Consider the following 20,788-nt stretch of genomic DNA (forward strand, 5'->3'; position numbering starts at 1 on the left):
GCTGCGGACGCGGCGACGGCCATCACGCAGCCCTCCTCGATACCTGCGGGGACACGTTGTCCGCGGACAGTCCTGCCGACCCCAGCGTGGTTCGGATCTGCCGATACCAGCTGAGCGCGAAGCGCAGACAGTTCGACTCGGTGCGATGGCTCGGACCGCATCCGGGTACGTATCGACCGCGCATGCTCCAGGACATCGAGTCCGAACTGGAGAGAGCTTCGGCGTACCGGCTAAGGCCGGTGATCTTGATGCCGAAACCGTGCAGGTTCAACTCGCGCGTGGCGAAGGCGCGCATGATGCGCTCGACGTCGGCGCTGCTCTGCCGCCGGCACACCGTGCCGATCCCAACGAGCGGCTCGGCGCCCAGGTCGATCCCGGCCCGCTCGTAGAGGTCGGCGCAGCGTTCGTAGTCCGACAGAGTCCAACCTTGCAGCGTCGGCACCCACGGGAGTTCAGGCGCGAGTTCCCGCAGGCGGACGAGGTTGCGCACGGTCCGCCGTTGATGCTCGCGGACCGTCAAGCCGGTGCGTTTCAGGATGCGCTGTTCGCACATCCAGTCTTGCGGCGCCGCCCAGGCGAGGTTGCCGATCTCGTCGGCGTAGCGCCGGACCGCCCGGACGTAGTCCTTCTCCTCGATCTGCCAGCGCCCGTGAAGCTGCAGCTCGGTGAAGCCGCCGGAGTCGAGGGCCCATTCCGTGGTGGCGCGGGGCAGGGTGCGGCGGTGGCCGAGCCGCCGGTGCGACACCAGCAGGGGAATGTCCGGCACGCGGGTCAGCCAGATGGGCTGGTGGACGCCGAGGTAGAACTTCACGCTGGCACCGCCCTCCGGCGAGCGCGGACAACACCAAGCACAGCGACCGCCAAGAGCGTGGTGGCGGTCTTCCCGACGAGTTGGCCGGTGAGGTAGGTCAGCGAGCCGAAGGCCATCGGCAGGAACAGCAGGCTGTCGACGAGCAATCCCACCGCGTTCGACACACCCACGGCGGCAAGGCGACTCCGGTCGCGCAGCGGGGTGTAGACGGCGAGGTCGACCAGTTCCGAGACGGCGAACGCCGCCGCGCTGGCAAGCGCGATGCGCGGCTCGGCGACCAGGCCGGACAACGCCGCGCCGAGGCAGATCGCGAGCAGCGTTGTCCGGGCGCCGACAGCGTCCTGCAGAAGGTCTCGGACGGTGAACGCGAGCCCGGCGAGGAGCGAGCCTGCGGGAACGTGCAGGCCCGCCACCGCCACCGCCACCGCCGGCCAGAGCGTCGTTGCCCAGTTCGCTCCGGCGATCGTCGCCGCGTACGCGGCGACCAGGATCCCGGCGGCGACGCGCCACCGGCGGGTGGTCATGCAGCACTCGGCCGGGTATCGGCCGAGTTCTCCGCATCAGGCGGACTGTCGGCGGCGCCGGGCTGGGCGCGGTGGAACGTGCGTTCGTCAACCAGTGGTTCGTGCACCTTCGGCGCCGAGGTGACCCACTGCTCGACCGGTGCCGGGCGGCCGGCAACGGTGCGGGCCCAGACCTGGCGCCCGGTGTACTTGACGTTGGTGACGATCCGCCGGACGGCCTTGGCGGTCCACCGCCCGTTGGGCACCGGAGCCGGGTACTGGCGGGGGTCGTTGTTGAGCTGTGCGGCGATGACGGCGAACGTCAGGCCGCGGTCGGCGCGCCAGATGAAGATCTGCTTGACGACCGCGGCGGTCTGCCAGTCCGGGACGAGGACCGCCCGCAGTTTGCTGTGTCCGCTGGGGTCGGTGACCCGGATGCGCAAGGCACGGTAGCCGTAGGGCGGCGGCCCGATCTGGTAGCCGGCCCGGACGAGTTCGACCATCGCGGCGCGGGCGCGACGAGTGGTCTCGGCGTGGTGCGCCGAGAGCGCAGCCCACTGGATCCGGTTGCCGTGAGCGTCGGCCAGTACGTCGTCACCGGCCTGGTCGACCGCCCCGTCTTCGGTGTCGATGACGGATGCATCCGACCTAGTTGTCCACAGATTTGTCCACAATCGGGACCACCACGGTGGACGGATCTCCGCCACCGGTGTGCCAGTGCACTGGTGCCGGGCGGCGGCACGGAGGGCAGCGCGCTTGCGGCGGAACTCGGGGTGCCAGCCGCACTCGCGGCAGTACAGGCGGGTGGTCATGCCGCTCGCCTCCAGCCGGGGTAGGTAACGCCGTTGACGGCGGGCCGGATGACGTCGTCCTCAGTCGGCCACGGGATGCCGGCTGCCGTCGCGGCGGCGAGTTCGGCGTCGTGGGCGAGTTGGAAGACGAGCACCTCGTGGTGCGCCGTCAGCGCGGTCGGCGCACCGGCGGCGCGGGCTCGGGCAGCAGCGCGACGCTCGGCGAGCGAGGCTCGGGTGACCAATCGGCTGCCGCGCAGGCCGGCGGTCAGCGCGATACACCGCTCGACCGGCGCCAACCCGGCCGCGGTGGCGGCGGCGATGAGCCGACTGGTCAGGTCAACCAGCGAGCCGTCCGGGTGCCGGAACGGTCGCGCGATGACGGCGACGTGCCCGCCGGAGCGCAGCAGCGGCTCGCAGTAGAGCAGCGTCGCGGCGAGGTCAGCGAGGGCGGACTCGACCGGGTCGCGGTCCGGACCGCTCGCCTGGGTGTTGGGGTCGGCTGGCGCGGTGCGCAGGGCGGTCAGGACGAGTCCGACTCGGCCGATCAACCCGGCGGCTCGGACGGTCGCGAGGACTTTCGGGCGGGCGTCGAGGACCGAGCCGTCGCGCCAGGCGCCCGCGGTCTTGGCGGCGGTGACGTTGGCGCGAGTGAGCGTCCACCACCGGGTGCGGGCGGTCAGTCCGAGCGCGTGACGGCCGGCGCGCAGCGCCTCCACGAGGGCGGTGCCCGCGCCGCAGTCGGGGTCGAGAACGAGGTCGCCGGGACGGGAGTAGAGGGCGATCGCGTGGGCGGCGACGGCGGGCGGAATCCGCTCGGTGTCGGTCTCGGTGCCGGGCACGCAGCCGGCGTCGCGCAGTTGCGCGAGCGGGTCACGCTGGCCGGTCGGCCAGACCGACAGCGGCGGCATCAGCGGCTCCTCCCCCGGCGGTAGGGGGAGCGGCCAGGGCGACGTGGGACGGTCAGGCATCGGAGGTCTCCTCCCCGTCGGCGGAGTCGGTCAGGGCCGGCTGGCGGGTGAACACCAGGAGGTCGTCATGCACCTGGGTGTGCCGAGCGGGGGTCGCGAGCGGTGGCGTTGGGCCCTGCGGCCGGGGGTGCGGGGCGGGGGTCGCGACCGCGAGCGCGCCGTCGCGGACGGGGACACGCAGCAGTGCGATGCGATCGAGGTAGCGCAGTCCAGTGCGGTGCGCGGCGCGCACTAGCGAGCCGGCGGGGTCGGTGAGTCGATCACGGGAACGGTCACCGTGAGTGATGACGGCGAGGGTGCCGGTCGGGGTGAGCAAGCCTGCCCAGTCGGCGGGGCGGAACCAGTCGAGGGTGCGCGGGTCGGCCGCGGTGATGACGAGGTCGTAGCGGTCCGGACCGACGCCGGTTGCAGTCGGATCGGATCCGGTCCGGCGGCCTGTCGACGGTCCGGCGGGCTGGTCGATGGTCGGACTGTCGGGGTTCGGTCGGGGTCCGGACTCGGACTCGGCTGCCGCGGCATCGGCGGGTTCGTCGACCGGGTCGGGGTGCGCGACGGCGGTCTGGGTTTGGACGCCGCGGCCGAGTCGGACCACGGTCCAGCCGGCTTCGTGCAGTCCGGCGTACGGGCCGGGCCGGGACTGGCTGCGACTCCCGGTGGGTGACCACGACGCGGGTGGCGCGAGGTAGGGCGCGGGGTCGAGCAGAAGGACCCGTTGGCCGGGCTGGGTGTAGGTGGTGACGAGCTTGATGACTGCGGTCAGCAGCCAGTTGGCGAGCAGTCCGGTGCCTTCCTGAAGGTCGTCCTGAGCGCACGGCCAGACGGTGCTCGGCCGGACCGGACGCGGATGGCGCAGCGTGAGGCGCAGGGCTCGCAGACGCGGTGTTCGCCGCCTCTGTGGGAGCGGGATCGGGATGGTCGGCGGGTCGGTCGGGCCATGCTCCTGGGAGCCGTCTCCCGGTGAGTCGTTGCCGTGTGTCGGGGTCATCGCGGGTCCCTAAGGTTGATGTTGTTCGGGGATCGCCCTGAATGCCCAGGGCGATGGGGTGTGGCTGATCGTGGGTTTGCCGTCAGGTGGCTCGAGGAGAATGGCCGCCCCGTCGTTCTGGACGCCCTGGCCACTGATTCAGATCTGATGCGGACCGTCGCTGTTTAGGGACCTGTTGGCGGGGTTGTCCACGGGGTTGAGCAGCAGTATCGGGAGAACGAACGTGACAGAACGGCCGCTGGTCTGGGTCGGTGTCGATGTCGGGAAAGCGGCCCATCACGCGTGCGTGATGGATCCGGCGGGCAAGGTGGTGTTCTCGCAGAAGGTCGCCAACGACCAGGCTGCGATCGAGCACCTCGTTGCTCGTGCCCATCAGGCCGCCGGCGAAGTGCGGTGGGCGATCGATCTGACCAGCAGCGCCGCGGCGCTGCTGGTCGCAGTTCTGATCGCGACCGGGCAGCAGGTGGTCTACGTGCCAGGCCGGGTGGTGAACCGCATGACCGGGGTGTTCCGCGGCGAAGCGAAATCCGATGCCAAGGACGCGCGGGTGATCGCCGAGACCGCCCGGATGCGCACCGACCTCACGCCGATCACCGCCACCGATGATCTGGTGATCGAGCTGACCCGGCTGACCGCGCATCGCGAAGACCTGATGGCCGACTGGGTTCGTGGTGTCAACCGACTGCGCGAGCTGCTGACCGGAATCTTCCCTGCGCTGGAACGGTCCTTCGACTACTCCACCCGCAGCGCCCTGGTACTGCTGACCGGCTTCCAAACCCCGGAGTCGATCCGGACCGCCGGCACCGACGGTGTGGCTGCGTACCTGCGTGAGAACGGAGCATGGGCCAAAGGCATCCCGGCGATGGCCGCGACCGCGATAGCCGCTGCGGCGGCTCAGACTTTGCGGTTGCCCGGCGAGGCGACCACAGCAGTGCTCATCGCCGGGCTGGCCCGGCAGCTGCTGGACTTGGATCGGCGGATCAAGAACACCGACAAGCTGATCACCAGCCAGTTCCGCGAACATCCGCACGCCGAGATCATCGAGTCGCTGCCCGGCCTCGGACCGATTCTCGGTGCCGAGTTCATCGTGGTCACCGGCGGCAACCTCGCCGCCTTCGCCACGGCCGGGCGCCTGGCTTCCTACGCCGGGCTCGTTCCCGTGCCGCAAGACTCCGGTCGCGTCACCGGAAACCTCCGTCGTCCCAAGCGCTACAACCGTCGACTGCGCCGTGTGTTCTACATGGCAGCCCTGTCCAGCCTCAAGGTCAGCGGTCCATCGAGGGTTTTCTACGACAAGAAACGCGGCGAGCGGCTGATACACACCCAGGCGCTGCTGGCGCTGGCCCGCCGCCTGGTGGACGTGCTCTGGGCCCTGCTGCGCGACGGGCGGACCTTCACCCCAGCCGCGCCACAACCCGCTACCGCTGCGGCTTGACACGGTCATTCAGATTCTCCTCCGGCGAGGGGGTGCTGTGCGTTCTGACGCCCCTTAACTCCGTATTTCGACCCCGTTTTGGACACGCCTCGTCAAATTTCTCTGCATCACGACTGCCCGCGTTGCTCGCACCTCAAAAGGGCCCGAACAGTTCTGTCAAAGCTACGGCTTGAGAGTTACCGGTTCGGCCACTCCGGGCCCGCCCAGAACTGTCCTCTGGACCGGCCCTGAGTCAAATTTTCAAGATTTTTTCGCCGCCACCAGGTTGATCTTCACTCCTGGCTCGCACCGGCGCCCGCGCGCCTACTAGAGCACTACTAGCGAGCGACTATGACCGCAGATAATCGGCTACTAGCGTCGATCAAGGCGCTCGCTTCATGGAGCCGGTTTGTTGATCTTGATCGACCCCGTTCGCGGGGCGAAATAGTAGTTCGCTAGTAGCCTCGGCGCGGTTTGCTAGTTGGCGCCTAGTAATGCCGTGGTATTTCCGTGGTATCGGTCGTGGCTTCCTGACGTCGTTGTTGTTCACATCGACGCCGTGGGAGTCACGACATGGCAGCACAATCCGTTTTTCGTCGCCGTGGCGACGAGGCTGTCCCGAACTCGTTGGATATCGCGCGGGACACGTTTACCTGGCTGGTGACCGGGCCGCACCCGGTGTCGCTGAACGGCCGGCTCTTCCCTGGCCTGCCCGACCGACACATCCCGCTGGACGAGGTCCGCGACCGGCTGCTGGCGCGCCGGTGCCCGCAGGCGACGCGGGACGCGGTGTGGGCGCATCTGGTGCTGCGCTCCCGTACTGAAGGGGCGACCTGGACGGTCGCCGCGGTCGGGGTCGCGCTGCCCGCGCTGACCTCGGTCGCGGCCACCCTGTCCGATCGGTTCGCCGGCGATCCGGCCGATGTTCACGCCGAGGTCTTGCGCGGCTTTCTGACCGCGTTGTCGACCATCGATCTGCGTCCGCCGCGGATCATGCTGCGGCTTCGGTGGGCCGCCTACCGGTCCGGATATGACGCGCTCGCCGAGGCGCTGGCGGGTCCGACTCCGGTCGCGCCGGGCTTCCGATCCACCCCGCCGCACACGCCGTGGGGACACCCGGATCTGGTCCTCGCTCGCGCGGTCGCGGACGGAGTCCTGACCCAGACCGAGGCCGCGCTGATCGGTGCGACCCGGTTGGAAGAGGTGCCCGTCGCGGACTGGGCCGCGGCGCACCAGACCGGCGAGTGGGCGGTCTACAAGACGCGCAAACGCGCCGAGCTCCGGCTCGCCGCGTACTTGCGCGACGGCGCCGCCGAGACCGATCCGACCGACCCGCTGACCGACCAGGTGGCCACTGCGGTGGCCCTGGCGCGCCCGGTCACGCCGACCCGCGACTTGCCACGTTCGTCACTGTCCGTATCCGTCGTCGAGGTTGGATCGGAGCAGAAAGTTCAGGGTCGCGTGTCCAAAACGGACGCGAAATCCGGAGTTCAGGGCTGCGGGACACACCCGCGCTCAGCCCGACCTTCGGAGGTGCCTCAATGCGCCTGATCGATCGTTTCCTCCCCGCCGTGAGCGGGCCACACAGCGCCCGTCTCGACGGCAATCCGCAGCCGTTGGCCCAGCACACGGAGGCGCGTACGCCGGACGAGCTCACCAGCGGCGGGCCGTCGAATGCTCCGATCATTTCGCCGGAGGACTGGACTCCGGTCCGTCCCCGGCGGTGGTCGCACGTAGCGCTGATCGCCGAGCTGGCGATCCTCGCGCTGCTGGCGTCGGCGTCGGCGGCGCACGCCGACACGATGGTCGTCGCCCTCGCCGGCTCGGTCACCGACGTCCTGAACAACGTCCGCAACTGGATCATGGGCATCTTGGCCGGTCTGGCCACGGTGTTCCTGTCGATCGGCGGCGTCCGCTACGTGATGGGCGGCGGCGACCCCGGCGAGATCGAGAAGGCCAAGACCGCGTTCAAGTCCGCGGGCTGGGGCTACGGCCTGGCGGCGCTCGCGCCGCTGGTCGTGGAGATCCTCAAAGGGATCGTGGGGGCCTGACCGATGGCCGTCAGCACCCCGCCCACGGTGCGCCCGCACCGCCGGTCCGGCGGCCCGGTCGCGACCGCTGCCGCCGCAGACCGAGCGACGCTCTCCCCGGTCTCCGACGGCAGCGCGGACCGGCCGCCGGCCGGTCCGCGGCGGCGCTGGCGCGCGGGCTGGATGCTGGCGCTGAGCATCGTCGTGCTCCTGGTCGGCGTCCTCGCGGTGAGCGCGTGGGCCTCGCCCGCCGCGCCGCAGCAGCCTCCGCCGCCGCTGCCGCTCCCGACCGTCGACCCGTGCACGCCGGATTCGCCGCTGCCGGTCTGCCACCTGCCCGCACCAACCACGACCAAGCCGCTTCCCACCGCGCCACTGCCGCTGCCGACTGGGCTGCCCGCGCCAACGACATGCACCTTCCCCGGCCAGATCGGCTGCACCTCGTCCACACCGACCACGGCGCCGAGCAAGCCGTGCACCGGTGAGGACTGCATCCCGCAGCCGACCACGCCGCCACCGAACACCGGCCCGCAACAGCCGGGCGCCGGCAACGGCGACAGCGACTCGGACTGCGGCATCACCGACATCGGCGCGTGCATCACCGAGGCCATCAACTCGGCGTTCCGCAGCATCGTCGACGCCGCACTTTCCCCGATCCTGGAGTTGATCGGTCACACCGCACTGTCCACCCCGGCCATCAGCGACCTGCCGGGCATCGGTGAGCTCTGGAACAACTCCTGGGAGCTCGTCCTCGCCCTCTACGGCTTCTTCATCCTCGGCGGCGGCATCCTGCTGATGGGTCACGAGAGCGTCCAAGCGCGCTACTCCATAAAGGAGATCGGCCCGCGGATCCCGATCGCGTTCCTGGCCTCGGCCCTGTCGCTGTTCTTCGCTGACAAGTTCATCAAGCTGGCCAACGCGCTGACCTTGGGCGTGCTCGGCGACGGGGTGAACGCGCCCTCGCTGGGCAACACGCTCCAGGACGCCGTCCAGGGCATCGCGAGCGGCGGGCTGTTCATCATCCTGGTCGGACTGGTGCTGGTCGTGGTCGGCCTCGCACTGTTGGTCGTCTACGTCGTCCGGATCGTCATCACCCTGGTTCTGATCATCAGTGGACCGCTGTTCCTGATGTGCCATGCCCTACCGCACACCGACCCGCTCGCGCGTTGGTGGTGGAAGGCCCTGACCGCGACCTTGGCCATTCAGTTCGCCCAGGCGCTGGTGCTGATCACCGCGGTCCGAACGTTCCTCTCCGGCGGCGTGCACTTGTTCGGCTCGACCCTGTCCGCGCTCGGCACGCTAGTCGCCGCGATCGCCTTGTTCTTCATCCTGTTCAAGATCCCCTTCTGGCTGTTGAAGGCGGTCAAGGTCGGCTCTGGCCGTTCCTTCCTCGGTGGCTTGGCCCGTGCCTACATCGCGGCGAAGACCTTCGGCATGGTCGCCGGCAAGACCGGCGCGCTTGGCAAGGCCGGTGCCGCAGGCACCGCGAAGACCGGCGGCCGGGGCGGCGGAGGCGGAGGCGGAGGGGGCCGCGGAGGCGGCTCGGCGGATCCGCCGTGGCCCGCGCAGCCGCGCCTCGCCCCCACGCCGGAGATGGTCAACAAGCGGCTCAAGGCGGCCCATGACGCCGAGCGCGCCCGCGCGGCCCGCCGGTCGCGGCTGCCGTCGCAGGCGCCGCAGTTCCTGCAGCCCTCACCCCAAGACACCACCCACGACCCCGCCGTCACCCCGGCGAACCAGGGACCAGCCATGCCTCCTGAGTTCAGTTCCGCACCCACGCCAGCCACGCCGATCTCCCCGCCGCGGCGAGGGTCGCGGCCTGGATCGGCACCGCAGTTTCAGGCCGCCGGAGGGCCGCGTCGTCGCGGCGCCACGGCACCGCCGGCCCGCCCGATCCGCACCGCGTCGGTGCCCCCGCAGTTGCAGTTCCGGCCAGCCACGCCACCCGCGCCGCAGCCGTCGCCGCCACCCAGGCCGGCATCCGCTCCTGCCGCGCCGGTGTTCCGGCAAGCCCAGCCCGAGCCGCGCATCGGTGACGCCTACCGGCGCACCCAGTCAGTTCCGCCGCCGGTGTTCCGCGCACCGAAGCCCACTTCAGGAGGTGAAGGGAAATGAGCCAGCCGGTAAGGATTCCCGCCGACGTCGATCGCGAGGACCGCGTCATCGGTCCGCTGACCGCGCGGCAGCTGCTCATCCTCGCCGTCACCGGGATCGTGCTGTACGGGGCGTACACGCTCACCCGCGAGTTCGTGCCGCTGGTGGCGTTCCTCATCGCCGCCATCCCGATCGGGGTGACCGCCGCGTTCCTCGCGCTGGGCCAGCGCGACGGCATCACCATGGACCGGTTGGTGCTGGCGGCGCTGCGGCAGCGGATGAGCCCGCAGCACCGGGTGGCCGCGCCGGAAGGCATCCGCCCGGCCCCAGAGTGGCTGGGCAGCCAGGTCGCGAACACCAGCAGCACGGGCCGCGCCAAGCGGAAGGACAGCGCGGGCGGCACGGATGCCGCGGCATCGACGGTCTCGCCGGCCGCGCTGCGGCTGCCCGCCGAAGCGGTCACCGACACCGGTGTCATCGACCTCGGTAAGGACGGCGTCGCCGTGGTCGCGGTCTGCTCCACGATCAACTTCGGGCTGCGGACCCCGGCCGAGCAGGAGTCCCTCGTCGCCTCCTTCGGACGCTACCTACACAGCTTGACGGCACCGGTGCAGGTGCTGGTGCGGGCGGAACGGCTGGACCTGTCCGGGCAGATCGCCGAGCTCCGCGACCAGGCCGGCGGCCTGCCGCACCCGGCGCTGGAACGGGCTGCGCGCGAGCACGCCGAGTACCTCGACCAGCTCGGCCGCGCCACCGACCTGCTGCGTCGCCAGGTCCTGCTGATCCTGCGCGAACCGCTGCTGACCACGACGCCGACTGACGGGCTCGGCGGCGCCTCACCGCTGGCCGCGTTGACGGCGAAACGCCGGGTCGCCAAGCAAGCCGCCTCGGTCGACGACGCCACCCGCCGTGCCGCCGAAGCCCGGCTGGTCCGCCGGCTCGGCGAGGCGGTCGAGCTGCTGTCCCCGTCCGGGATCGTGGTCACCCCGCTGGACGCCGGACAGGCCACCGCGGTGCTCGCCGCGGCCTGCAACCCCGACAGCGTGATCCCGCCGAACTCCGGTCTCGCCGGCTCGGACGAGGTCATCACCACCGCCCCGGACGACGGCTGGGACGCAAGCGCGTTCGGCCGCGCCGCGTTCCCCACCGACGCCGAGTTCGGCGAGGCCGAGGACGCCTGGGACAACGACTTCGACGACACCGCCGAGGACCCCGACGACTACGCCAACTCCGCGGGGAGGTACCGCTCATGAAGACCACGGCCAAGCGCCGCGGCCGGAAGGCCCAGGCCGTGCAGCCGCCGCTCGGGCGGGCCAGCGCGTTCACCCCGGACGCCATCTCCGTCCGCCCCCGCGCGCTGGAAGTCGGCGGCGAATGGGTCGCCAGCTTCGCCGTCGTCGGCTACCCGCGCGAGGTCCACCCCGGCTGGTTGCAGCCGCTGCTGACCTACCCCGGACGGGTCGACGTCTCGCTGCACATCGAGCCGATCGACCCGATCACCGCGGCCAACCGGCTCAAGAAGCAGCTGTCGAAACTGGAGTCCGGTCGCCGGCACACGAGCGAGAAGGGACGGTTGATCGACCCGCACGTCGAAGCAGCCACCGAGGATGCCTACGACCTGTCCGCACGGGTCGCTCGCGGTGAGGGCAAGCTCTACCGGCTCGGGCTGTACCTGACCGTGCACGCCCCCACCGAGGAAGCCCTCGGCGACGAGGTCGCGGCGATCCGGTCGTTGGCGGCGTCGCTGCTGCTGGACTGCAAACCGACCACGTACCGCAGCCTGCAGGGCTGGATCACCAGCCTGCCCATGGGCCTCGATCTGGTCGGAATGAGGAGGACGTTCGACACTTCGGCGTTGTCCGCGGCGTTCCCGTTCACCTCGCCCGACCTGCCGCCGCCGGACCCGACCTCGGTCGGTGCGCCGAGCGGCGTGCTCTACGGCTTCAACGTCGGCAGCCAGGGGCTCGTGCATCACGACAGGTTCGCGCTGGACAACCACAACAGCGTGATCCTCGGCCGCTCCGGCGCGGGCAAGAGCTACTTGGTGAAGCTGGAGTTGCTGCGGTCGCTGTACCGCGGGATCGAGATCCACGTCATCGACCCCGAGGACGAGTACGCCCGGCTGGCCGCCGCGGTCGGCGGGACGTACGTGCACCTCGGCGCCGAGCAGGTCCGCCTCAACCCGATGGACCTGCCGATCCACACGCGCCCGGACGGGCGCCGCACCGCGCCCCGCGACGCGCTGATCCGCCGGTCGCTGTTCCTGCACACCGTGATCTCAGTACTACTCGGCGCGGAGTTGGCGGCGACCGAACGGGCAGCGCTGGACCGGGCGATCACCGCGACCTACCAACGCGCCGGCATCACGTCCGATCCGCGGACCTGGACCCGCCCGGCGCCGCTGCTGGCCGACCTCGCCGAGGTCCTCGCCGACACCGGTGACCCCGCCGGGGTCGAGCTCGCGGCGCGGCTGCACCCGTACGTCACCGGCGCGTTCTCCGGCCTGTTCTCCGGCCCGACCTCGACCCGCCCGGAAGGGCACCTGGTCGTGTTCTCGCTGCGCGACCTGCCCGACGAGCTCAAGCCGATCGGCACCCTGCTGACGCTCGACGCGGTCTGGCGGCAGGTCTCCAACCCGGCCATCCGCAAACCCCGACTGGTCGTGGTCGACGAAGCCTGGCTGTTGATGAAGGAACCCGCCGGGGCCGAGTTCTTGTTCCGGATGGCCAAGGCAAGCCGCAAGCAGTGGGCCGGCCTCACGGTCGCCACCCAGGACACCGCGGACGTACTGGGTTCGGACCTGGGCAAAGCCGTCGTCGCGAACGCGGCAACACAGATCCTGCTACGGCAAGCCTCCCAGGCGATCGACGAGATCACCCGCACCTTCGACCTGTCCATGGGTGAACGCCAGTTCCTGCTCTCAGCCGACCGCGGCCAAGGGCTCCTGTCGACCGGCACGCAGCGGGTGGCGTTCCAGTCCATCGCCTCGCCGGTCGAGCACGAGTTGGTCACGTCGAACCCCGCGGAAATCGCTGGATATTCCGACGCCGCGTCGGGAATCGAGAACTCCTTCGTCGAACTCGGCTCAGGAGACGCCGCAGGGATCGCGGACTCGTTCGGAGACGGCGACGCGTCGCACATCGAACTCGACGCCGCCTGACCGCCCTCATCGCAAGCGCTAATCCGTTTACACCGAATCACACTCAGGGGATACCCATGTCTACATCACTGCCCATTTCCGCCACAGTCCGGCGACCCGCTCGGCTCCTGACGCAAAACAGCGAGATGCGCCAGATCGGCGTATGGAACTGGTCGCTGCCCGCCTGGGCCGGGCGACTGCCCGATGGTCGTACCTACAACACCTGTCCCAGCGCCGGAATCTGCGCACAAGCGTGCTACGCGCGGCACGGAACCTATACCTGGCCGGTCGTCCGGGCCAAGCATCAGGCGAACCTCACCTATGTCCTCGACGACCTGGCAGGCTGGCAGGCCGCGATGGTCGCCGAACTCAGCGCGACCAAGTTCCGCGGCGCGTGGATCAGAATTCATGACAGCGGCGATTTCTTTTCCGACTCCTATCTTCAGGCATGGCTGGATATCTGCCGTGCACGCCCCGACACGAATTTCTATGCCTACACCAAAGAGGTGTCTCGCTTCCGGGCACTTGTCGAGCCTGACCCGCCGCCGAATTTTCTGTGGGTCTACTCCTACGGCGGGACCCAGGATGCCGCGCTGAATCCTGCCGTCGATCGGGTCGCGGATGTGTTTCCCGACGAGTCCGCGATCGCCGAGGCGGGCTGGGCCTCGCAGGAAGCCAGCGACCTGCTCGCGGTCCTGGGCCCGCGGCTGGTCGGGGTGCCTGCCAACCGCATTCCCGCCTACCTCAAGCGGTTGGCCGGGCGCCGGTTCTCCGAGTGGCAAGCCGAGGTCGACGCCGAACGCGCCGCCCGCCGAGGCCGCCAGCACCTGCGGCTCGTCGTCGACAACACCCGCTCCGACCACCTCCAGCCGCCCACAGCCGAGCCCAGCTCGATGCCGGGCGACCAGCCACGGGCGGCCTGACCGCAGCTCGCGCCCGTCCCGTCGACCGCTTTGCGTGGGGAGGTCCCCGATGTCCTGGCCAATCACCACCACACCCCTGTCCACCCTGGTCCCTCCACGGGTCGAGCAGGCCGCGGAGGTCCTCGCCTCACCGGTCGGCGACTACCTGCGTGACCCGCTCGGCGCATTCCAGAACGTGCTGGCGCACCTGCGCGACCTCGCCCTGACCTGGGGCCCGGTCGTCGGGCCGGTGCTCGCGGTCGCCGTCGCCGCAGCGGTCATCGCGCGGCGGCGGTGGCGCCGCCGCTACCACCAGCGCCTGATGACCGACGCCCGCCTCGTCACCGTGCTCGCGCCGCCCACAGTCGACCCCACGGGCGCGATCACCGTGTGGTCCAACCTCGTCGGCCTCCTGCGACCAGGATGGCTGCGCCGCTTCGGCGGACAACCGCACCTGGCCTTCGAGCTGACCTTCACCGACGACGGCGTGCAGATCCGCCTGTGGGTACCCGGCCTGGTGCCGCCCGGCATGGTCGAACGCGCCATCGAGGCCGCCTGGCCCGGCGCTCACACCCGCACCACCCCCGCCAAGCCCCCGATCCCGACCACGGCGGCAGCAGGCCGACGCGTCGAAGCCGTCGGCGGCGAGCTGCGGTTGGCCCGCTCGGAAGCCCTGCCGATCCGCACCGAGCACCCGGCCGACCCCATCCGGGCGATGCTCGGCGCACCGGTCGGGCTCGGCCCGCACGAGCGGGCCTGCGTGCAGATCCTCGCCCGCCCCGTCGCCGGCCACCGGGTGACCAAGGCGCGCCGCGCGGCCCGGCGAGTGCACGCGGGCGGCTCGGTCCACCTGATCGGGCGGCTGCTCGACGCCATCACGCCGGGCAAGACCCCGAAACCCTCGACCAGCACGCGGACACCGCAGCTGGATCGGCAAACCAGCCTGGAGTACGCCGCCCAGGACCGCGCGGTCGTCGAGAAGCTGCGGGCGAACCAGTTCGAGACCCGCATCCGCTACGCCGTGGCCACCACGGTGCCCGAAGACGCCACCTCGGGCGAGGTTCAGGCGGTGCGGGAGGTGCTGCGGGGCCGCGGGCACGCGATCGCCTCGGCGTTCGCCGCCTACTCCGAGCACAACTACTACCGCCGGGTTCGGCTGCGCCGCGAGCCGGTCGCCGTGCTGGCCGAACGCCGACTCGGCAAGGGCGACCTGCTCTCCATCCCCGAGTTAGCCGCGATCGCGCACCTGCCGATCGACGAGTCCACTCCCGGCCTGCAGCGGGCCGGCGCGAAGGCCGTGCCGCCCCCGCCGGGCATCGCCACCATCGGCGAGCAGATCAAGCCCCTGGGGCTGTCGGACTCCGGGCACTCCCGCCCGGTCGGCCTGCACGTCGCCGACGCCCGACACCACCTGCACATCCTCGGCGCCACCGGCTCCGGCAAGTCCGAGCTGATGGCCCGGATGATCCTGGCCGACGCCGAGGCCGGCCGCGGTGTCGTCGTGGTCGACCCCAAGGGCGACCTGGTCAGCGACATCCTCATGCGCCTGCCCGAGGAACTCGGCGAGAAGGTCGTGCTGTTCGACGCCGACTCCCGAGCCCGCCCACCGGTACTGAACCCCTTGGAGGGTGCGGACAAGGCCCGCGCGGTCGACAACCTGGTGTCGATCTTCTCCCGGATCTACGCCTCTTCCTGGGGGCCGCGCACCGACGACATCCTCCGCGCCGGGCTGCTCACGCTGACCGCGATGCCCGGCACGCCGACCCTGGTCGACCTGCCCAAGCTGCTCACCGTGCCGGCGTTCCGGCAACGAGCCTGCGACCAGATCGACGACGAGGTCCTCAAGGGCTTCTGGTCCTGGTACGACGACCTGTCCGAAGCCAGCCGCGCACAAGTGATCGCGCCGCTGATGAACAAGGTCCGCGGTTTTCTCCTGCGTCCCTTTGTCCGCGCCGCCATCGCCGATGGTCAGTCCACCGTGGACATGGACGAAGTGCTCAACACCGGCGGCATCTGCCTGGTGCGCATCGCTCGCGACGCACTGGGGATGGAAACCGCACGGCTGGTCGGCTCCATCGTCGTGGCGCGCACCTGGCAGGCCGCGACTCGCCGAGCTCGCGTACCGCAGCGTCAACGCCGCGACTGCGGGCTGTACATCGACGAATGCCACAACTTCTTGAACTTGGCCTATCCGTTGGAGGACATGCTCGCCGAGGCCCGTGGCTACCGGCTCTCCATGGCGTTGGCGCACCAGTACCTCGGGCAGCTACCGAAGGAGCTCGAAGAGGGCATCAGCACCAACGCCCGCAGCAAGATCTTCTTCAACGCCTCGCCCGAGGACGCGAAGAAGCTGGCCCGGCACACCATGCCGCGGCTGAGTGATCACGACCTGTCCAACCTCGGCGTCTACCACGTCGCAGCCCGGCTCGTCCTGGGCGGTGAGGAAGCACCGCCGTTCACCGCGGTCACCGAGAAACTCCCGCCCGCGATTCCCGGCCGTGCTAAGGCAATCCGCAAGGCCGCCAGAGTCAACACCCGTCCGCCCGCCACCGACTCCAACGCGGTCGCGGGTCACACAACGCAGACCACTGTGGACCCGCGCCGCGCGGCCTAGCGAGACCAATTGTCTTTTCGCGCAACGCATGCGGACTCATCAATCGTAGGGACGACACGTCTCGGTGGGACCGCATGCGTTGCCCTTGCCATTTGCCACTGCTGCCCGTCTCCGGGAGGTGCGTACCCATGATTTCGAACCCCACTCCTCAGCGAGCGTTGCGCGGCCACATGCCGCAGCGCCCCACCCCACGAGCCGCCACCACCGGAGAGCACCACGCCCAGCTCGCTGGCCGGCTCACGCTCCGGGACCGGTGGCTGGCCCGAATGCTGCACGAGCACAAGGTTTTCACCACTCAGCAGATCGTCGAACTGTGCTACCCGAGCATGCGCGCGGCCAATCACCGGCTGCTCGACCTGTTCAAGTGGCGTGTGATCGACCGGTTCCAGCCATTCGTCAGCTCCGGCACCGCGCCAATGCACTACGTGCTCGACATCGCCGGAGCGGTCGCCCTGGCCTACGAGGACGGTCTCGACCCGAAGAAGATCGGCTACCGGCACGAAGACGCCATCGGGATCGCGCACTCCCTGCGCCTGGCCCACACCGTCGGGGTCAACGGCTTCTTCACCACCCTGATCGCGCTCAGCCGGCGACCCGGCGCCCGCGGGCGGCTGACCGCGTGGTGGTCCGAGCTGCGCTGCGGCCGGTTGTTCGGCGACATGGTCCGACCCGACGCCTACGGCCGATGGCGCGAGGACGGACAGCAGATCGAGTTCTTCCTCGAATTCGACTTCGGCACCGAAGATCTCGCCACGCTCGGCCGCAAGCTCTACGGCTACGAAAAACTCGCCACCGCAACGGGAATCACCACCCCGGTCTTGGTGTGGCTGCCCACCAACCGCCGCGAAACGACCGCGCGCCGGGCGCTCACCGACGCGCTGTCCCAGCTCGACCGCCCGGCACTCGTGCCGGTGGCTACCAGCGCCGCGGACGTCGCGGGCATGGCCGGCGAGAACAACCCCGCCGTCGCACGGTGGTTGCCGATTTCCGGCCCGGCAATTCGCCGCCCCGGTCGGCTCCGCCTCGTCGAGCTGGCGCAGCTCTGGCCGCAGATCGACCCGCCCAGCCCAGCGCCGCCCTCGGCCGCGGTCCCAGGCCCGCAGGCACCGGCGGAACTCACCGCGCCGGACCCGCTCCCTCCAGGCGCACCAGCCAGCCGCTTCCGGAGGTGACCCCGTGAAGATCGCCACTGCCGCCGTCGCGGTCGTCATCGCCATCCTGATGCTCATCGGCGGCATCGGCCAAGCCGTCGTCAATGCCCTCTTCGGCAGCAGCAGCACCCAGCCCAGCCAGGAAGCACTCGCCGACATCCCTGCTGACTACCTCGCCCTCTACCGGCAAGCCACGAGCGTGTGCGCCGGCCTGGACTGGTCGATCCTCGCCGCCATCGGCAAGATCGAAACCAACCATGGACGCTCAACGTTGCCGGGCGTCACCAGCGGGGAAAACTATGCTGGCGCCGGTGGGCCCATGCAGTTTCTGCAGTCCACATTCGACGGCGTCGTGGCCCGGCATCCGTTGCCAGCAGGGGGTGCCACACCGCCGTCCCGGTACAACCCGCACGACGCGATCTACGCCGCGGCGTACTACCTCTGCGACTCGGGAGCACCGAAGGACCTTCGCAAGGCGATCTTCGCCTACAATCACGCCGACTGGTACGTCGACGAAGTTCTTGCACAGGCGAAGAAGTACGGCGACGCAATGGTCGGAACCGGCGACTGCAAGAACATCCAGGCACCGACACCCGCGGCCATCACGGCAATCAACTTCGCCTGCGGCCAACTCGGACTGCCCTACCAGTGGGGCGGCAATGGACCAGCCCAGGGCGACAAGGGCTTCGACTGCTCCGGCTTGACCATGGCGGCCTACAACGCAGCCGGCATCTCGCTGCCGAGAACGGCCCAGACCCAGTACAACGCCGGCCCGCTGGTGCCCGCCGGGCAGCCGCTGCTTCCCGGAGACCTGGTCTTCTACGGCACGCCGGGCAATGTCCACCACGTCGGCCTGTACATCGGCGCGGGCAAGATGGTGCACGCGCCAGACTTCGGACAGCCGATCCAGGTCAGCGAGTATCGGTGGAACGGTGACGACTATCTCGCGGCGACCCGTCCCGTCGTTGACCCTCGCCTGTAGCTTCCGTGCACGAATGCCATGATCCGAAGGAATGTAATAACTACTTGACAGTTCTATTGGATGCGACGGAAACCGTTCTATCGGTTACATAAATCCGCCGTGATGATGATCTATGCGTTGCAACGAAATAATCAGGTCCTGGAGGGCGAATACTGCCGGATAGTCAGTACGTGACAGCACGCCGATCAGGTAGTTGACGGCCTTGAAGCAAGATAGAATGAATTTGAAGCGAATCAAGGGGTTATCTACTCGGATTCCCTTGTTTTTGCCGACGATCTCGTCATATGCAAGCTCAAGAGCAAAGCGTTCTGCCGGCGCTGGCTCGCCACTAGCAAGCTGGCTGCTCAATAGTGCATTGACGCTCATGTTGAGTTGACGCGAGGAGATTGTGATACATTGCAGCAAAACGCCCAATGAAGTGATCTGGGACTCCATAGGGGACTCGTCCGAACGCTCCGCAAGAAAGTTTAAGTACTCATGCGCCAAATCTTTGTCGTCCAGCCACCAGACAACAATAGACCCGGCGAAGGCTGACGCACATATTGGGTCGATTGCAGATCCGGGTTCAAAGTTGTTGCAGAGCTGGTTTAAGGAACGCAGAGCTGGTCTAAGGCTAGATTCCGGAAGATTGCCACCGAATCGAAGCTTCAAATCCCCCCAATTATCGTTGCCGTCTTCACGCTGGAGACGATCCCACTGAGGACCGCCAAGAAACTCTGATCGCACGGAGTGGTCGAGAGAGGAGAGAAGCGACCAAAGCTCTTGCGGACCCCAGTCTGAGAGGATTTCAATACTGGAAAACTCGGTCATTCCCCTGAGATCTTCCAGCGCACGCGCCACGTTCGCGTGCATGCCAAAGAGATCATTGTGCACTAGTCGCCATTTTCGCATCTCGGGATAGTTTTGTCTGGCACCTCGAAGATCGCCCAACAATTTACGGGTTATTTCGTCTCTCTTTTTTCTAGAGGGTGGCGCATATACGGAGTAGAGGATCTTATTCTTGGAATCCCAGCCGTCGCATGCCCGATCACCTACGTTGCCACCCGCACGCGAAACGTTGAAGTGGTTCGGATTCGACAAACGCATCAGGCGGGTGAACATAGTTTCAAACTCATTGCCGGACGCTTCCAGTAGTACGAGTTTGAACTTGTGTTCCTGCCACAGCAGTGCGGCCAAGTGGGTCCAATTCTGGTCCATGCGCTCGCGCCTGGTCATTAAGCCTCTGTGTTGGTTCGAGTTCAGCGAACTGGTCGTGACACTGCCGGGTCAAGTCGCAATGGTCGCTCGGTCTCGTACGGACGGATCGACAGAGTAACGATCATGAGCTGACCCTAGAGCCATGCCGCAATTCTCGTCTTCTTGTGCAGAATACGAGACGTCGAGATCATGTATCAAGGAAGTCCCATTCGTCGCCGAGAACCCATCGCAGCGCCGACAGCTTCCCTTGCATATAACCCCATTCCCATTCGTCTGCAGGAAGAAGGTTGTCTTTGCCGTAGCGCTCCTCGGTGGCTCGCATCAATTTCTGCACCCGATCAATTAAATCAGGATGCAGTTCCTGATTTCCTTCAGCGACCTCCAGATCGTGCATTACCCTCCGCGCGTACCAGATCTTGTCGAAGTATTCGCGCTGCGCATCGACGATTTCACCGAACGAGCGCGGCTCGGACTGGACCGCTTCGACCTCTTCGGCTTCCTGGGTGAACTCGTCCCCAAAATGTTCAAGGAGCGCAGCATTGAGTCCATCAACGTCGTAAAAATAGCAGGAGTGCTCACCGTCGAATAGAGAGGCAAGGTCGGGGTGAGGCTGCCGACGGTCACCATTTGGAAGAGAGAAGTCTTGATAGTTCGAAGTGACGAAGCTAAAGTAGTGCGTTGAGTCGTCATTTCGGCTTACCGTGGAGCCATATAGCTCAATGAGTAATGCATCTGCAACGCTGTTCTTGTTAAGATGGAAGGGTGCCTTCTTTTTGAGCGACCGCTCGACGACTGCCCGATGCTCTTCCGGACCCGGCTCCAGACGGTGACCATTGCGAAGTAGGTCTGCAATCTCCGAAAAATTCTGGAGTGAGCGAGCACTAACATAGGGAACTTGATGCGTCATCTCGTCGAGCCACTGCAAGGTGGCGTCTCCGCCGTACTCCTGGACATCTTTCTTGAGCAGTCGGAAGCGCTCACGGACACTCGTAGTGGCCGCCGCTTCGGCGCGCGGCCGGTTGCGCTCGAATTCTTCGAGTATTATCGATGGAACCAGTAGTTCCAGTCGGCTCGAATGCGCTAGGACCCGAATCGGCACAATCGTCTGCTGACCATCTCGCCGTTTGGCTAGATCCAGCCATACAGACGTGTCAATGAGAAGGCTAAGCATATTGAATCTCGCCCGTCAGGCTACGGAAGGTTG

At 68.1% G+C, this 20,788-nt stretch carries 17 protein-coding genes; 10 read left to right on the plus strand and 7 right to left on the minus strand.

Annotated features, from left to right (window positions below):
- Positions 1-22: 22 nt before the first annotated feature.
- Genes PSED_RS06155 through PSED_RS06175 form a run of 5 tightly spaced genes read right to left on the minus strand, consistent with a single transcriptional unit; the run spans position 23 to position 4,061 of the window.
- Positions 23-811 carry a deazapurine DNA modification protein DpdA family protein gene (locus tag PSED_RS06155; RefSeq protein WP_013673389.1) on the minus strand — a complete coding sequence of 263 codons (789 nt, stop codon included), beginning with the start codon at positions 809-811 and terminating at the stop codon, positions 23-25.
- Complete coding sequence (locus tag PSED_RS06160; RefSeq protein ID WP_013673390.1) at positions 808-1,335, minus strand: VUT family protein; 528 nt, start codon at positions 1,333-1,335, stop codon at positions 808-810. Before PSED_RS06160 ends, PSED_RS06155 begins: the two co-directional genes overlap by 4 nt.
- Entirely contained in the window at positions 1,332-2,126 is a 795-nt protein-coding gene (locus PSED_RS06165; RefSeq protein WP_013673391.1) for a recombinase family protein, read from the minus strand. The genes PSED_RS06160 and PSED_RS06165 overlap by 4 nt, the downstream gene beginning before the upstream one ends.
- Positions 2,123-3,076 carry a DNA methyltransferase gene (locus PSED_RS06170; protein ID WP_143770373.1) on the minus strand — a complete coding sequence of 318 codons (954 nt, stop codon included), beginning with the start codon at positions 3,074-3,076 and terminating at the stop codon, positions 2,123-2,125. Before PSED_RS06170 ends, PSED_RS06165 begins: the two co-directional genes overlap by 4 nt.
- A complete protein-coding gene (locus PSED_RS06175; RefSeq protein WP_013673393.1) occupies positions 3,069-4,061 on the minus strand; it encodes a hypothetical protein in 993 nt (330 codons plus the stop codon). Before PSED_RS06175 ends, PSED_RS06170 begins: the two co-directional genes overlap by 8 nt.
- A 223-nt stretch (positions 4,062-4,284) precedes the next feature.
- Here PSED_RS06175 and PSED_RS06180 point away from each other — a divergent pair, with 223 nt between their 5' ends.
- From PSED_RS06180 to PSED_RS06225, 10 genes are all read left to right on the plus strand, one after another.
- The gene (locus tag PSED_RS06180) at positions 4,285-5,496 is read left to right on the plus strand and encodes an IS110 family RNA-guided transposase (RefSeq protein ID WP_013673394.1); all 1,212 of its coding nucleotides are present in this window, start codon (positions 4,285-4,287) and stop codon (positions 5,494-5,496) included.
- A 552-nt stretch (positions 5,497-6,048) separates the two neighbouring features.
- Positions 6,049-7,026: a hypothetical protein gene (locus tag PSED_RS06185; RefSeq protein ID WP_013673395.1), complete on the plus strand. Its 978-nt coding sequence runs from the start codon at positions 6,049-6,051 to the stop codon at positions 7,024-7,026.
- 188 nt (positions 7,027-7,214) lie between these two features.
- On the plus strand, positions 7,215-7,526 hold the full coding sequence (locus PSED_RS06190; RefSeq protein WP_446685013.1) for a pilin: 312 nt from the start codon (positions 7,215-7,217) through the stop codon (positions 7,524-7,526).
- A gap of 3 nt (positions 7,527-7,529) precedes the next feature.
- Positions 7,530-9,620, plus strand: coding sequence for a TrbL/VirB6 family protein (locus PSED_RS06195; RefSeq protein ID WP_013673397.1), 2,091 nt, complete (start codon positions 7,530-7,532; stop codon positions 9,618-9,620).
- A complete protein-coding gene (locus PSED_RS06200; RefSeq protein ID WP_013673398.1) occupies positions 9,617-10,852 on the plus strand; it encodes a PrgI family protein in 1,236 nt (411 codons plus the stop codon). Before PSED_RS06195 ends, PSED_RS06200 begins: the two co-directional genes overlap by 4 nt.
- The gene (locus PSED_RS06205; protein WP_013673399.1) at positions 10,849-12,759 is read left to right on the plus strand and encodes a VirB4 family type IV secretion system protein; all 1,911 of its coding nucleotides are present in this window, start codon (positions 10,849-10,851) and stop codon (positions 12,757-12,759) included. Before PSED_RS06200 ends, PSED_RS06205 begins: the two co-directional genes overlap by 4 nt.
- 56 nt (positions 12,760-12,815) lie before the next feature.
- On the plus strand, positions 12,816-13,661 hold the full coding sequence (locus tag PSED_RS06210; protein ID WP_013673400.1) for a GP88 family protein: 846 nt from the start codon (positions 12,816-12,818) through the stop codon (positions 13,659-13,661).
- A 49-nt stretch (positions 13,662-13,710) separates the two neighbouring features.
- A complete protein-coding gene (locus PSED_RS06215) occupies positions 13,711-16,254 on the plus strand; it encodes a helicase HerA domain-containing protein (RefSeq protein WP_013673401.1) in 2,544 nt (847 codons plus the stop codon).
- A 128-nt stretch (positions 16,255-16,382) separates the two neighbouring features.
- Positions 16,383-17,426, plus strand: a complete 1,044-nt coding sequence (locus tag PSED_RS06220; RefSeq protein WP_013673402.1) for a replication-relaxation family protein — start codon at positions 16,383-16,385, stop codon at positions 17,424-17,426.
- Positions 17,427-17,475: 49 nt separating this feature from the next.
- Complete coding sequence (locus PSED_RS06225) at positions 17,476-18,387, plus strand: C40 family peptidase (protein ID WP_049803621.1); 912 nt, start codon at positions 17,476-17,478, stop codon at positions 18,385-18,387.
- A gap of 84 nt (positions 18,388-18,471) precedes the next feature.
- On the opposite strand, the gene PSED_RS06230 is transcribed toward PSED_RS06225, so the two are convergent.
- Positions 18,472-19,563 (minus strand): hypothetical protein, encoded by a 1,092-nt coding sequence (locus PSED_RS06230; RefSeq protein WP_143770375.1) that lies wholly within the window; start codon positions 19,561-19,563, stop codon positions 18,472-18,474.
- 208 nt (positions 19,564-19,771) lie between these two features.
- Complete coding sequence (locus PSED_RS06235) at positions 19,772-20,755, minus strand: PIN domain-containing protein (RefSeq protein ID WP_013673405.1); 984 nt, start codon at positions 20,753-20,755, stop codon at positions 19,772-19,774.
- Positions 20,756-20,788 lie beyond the last annotated feature (33 nt).

This window comes from Pseudonocardia benzenivorans CB1190, assembly GCF_000196675.2.
Classification (GTDB): Bacteria; Actinomycetota; Actinomycetes; order Mycobacteriales; family Pseudonocardiaceae; genus Pseudonocardia; species Pseudonocardia benzenivorans.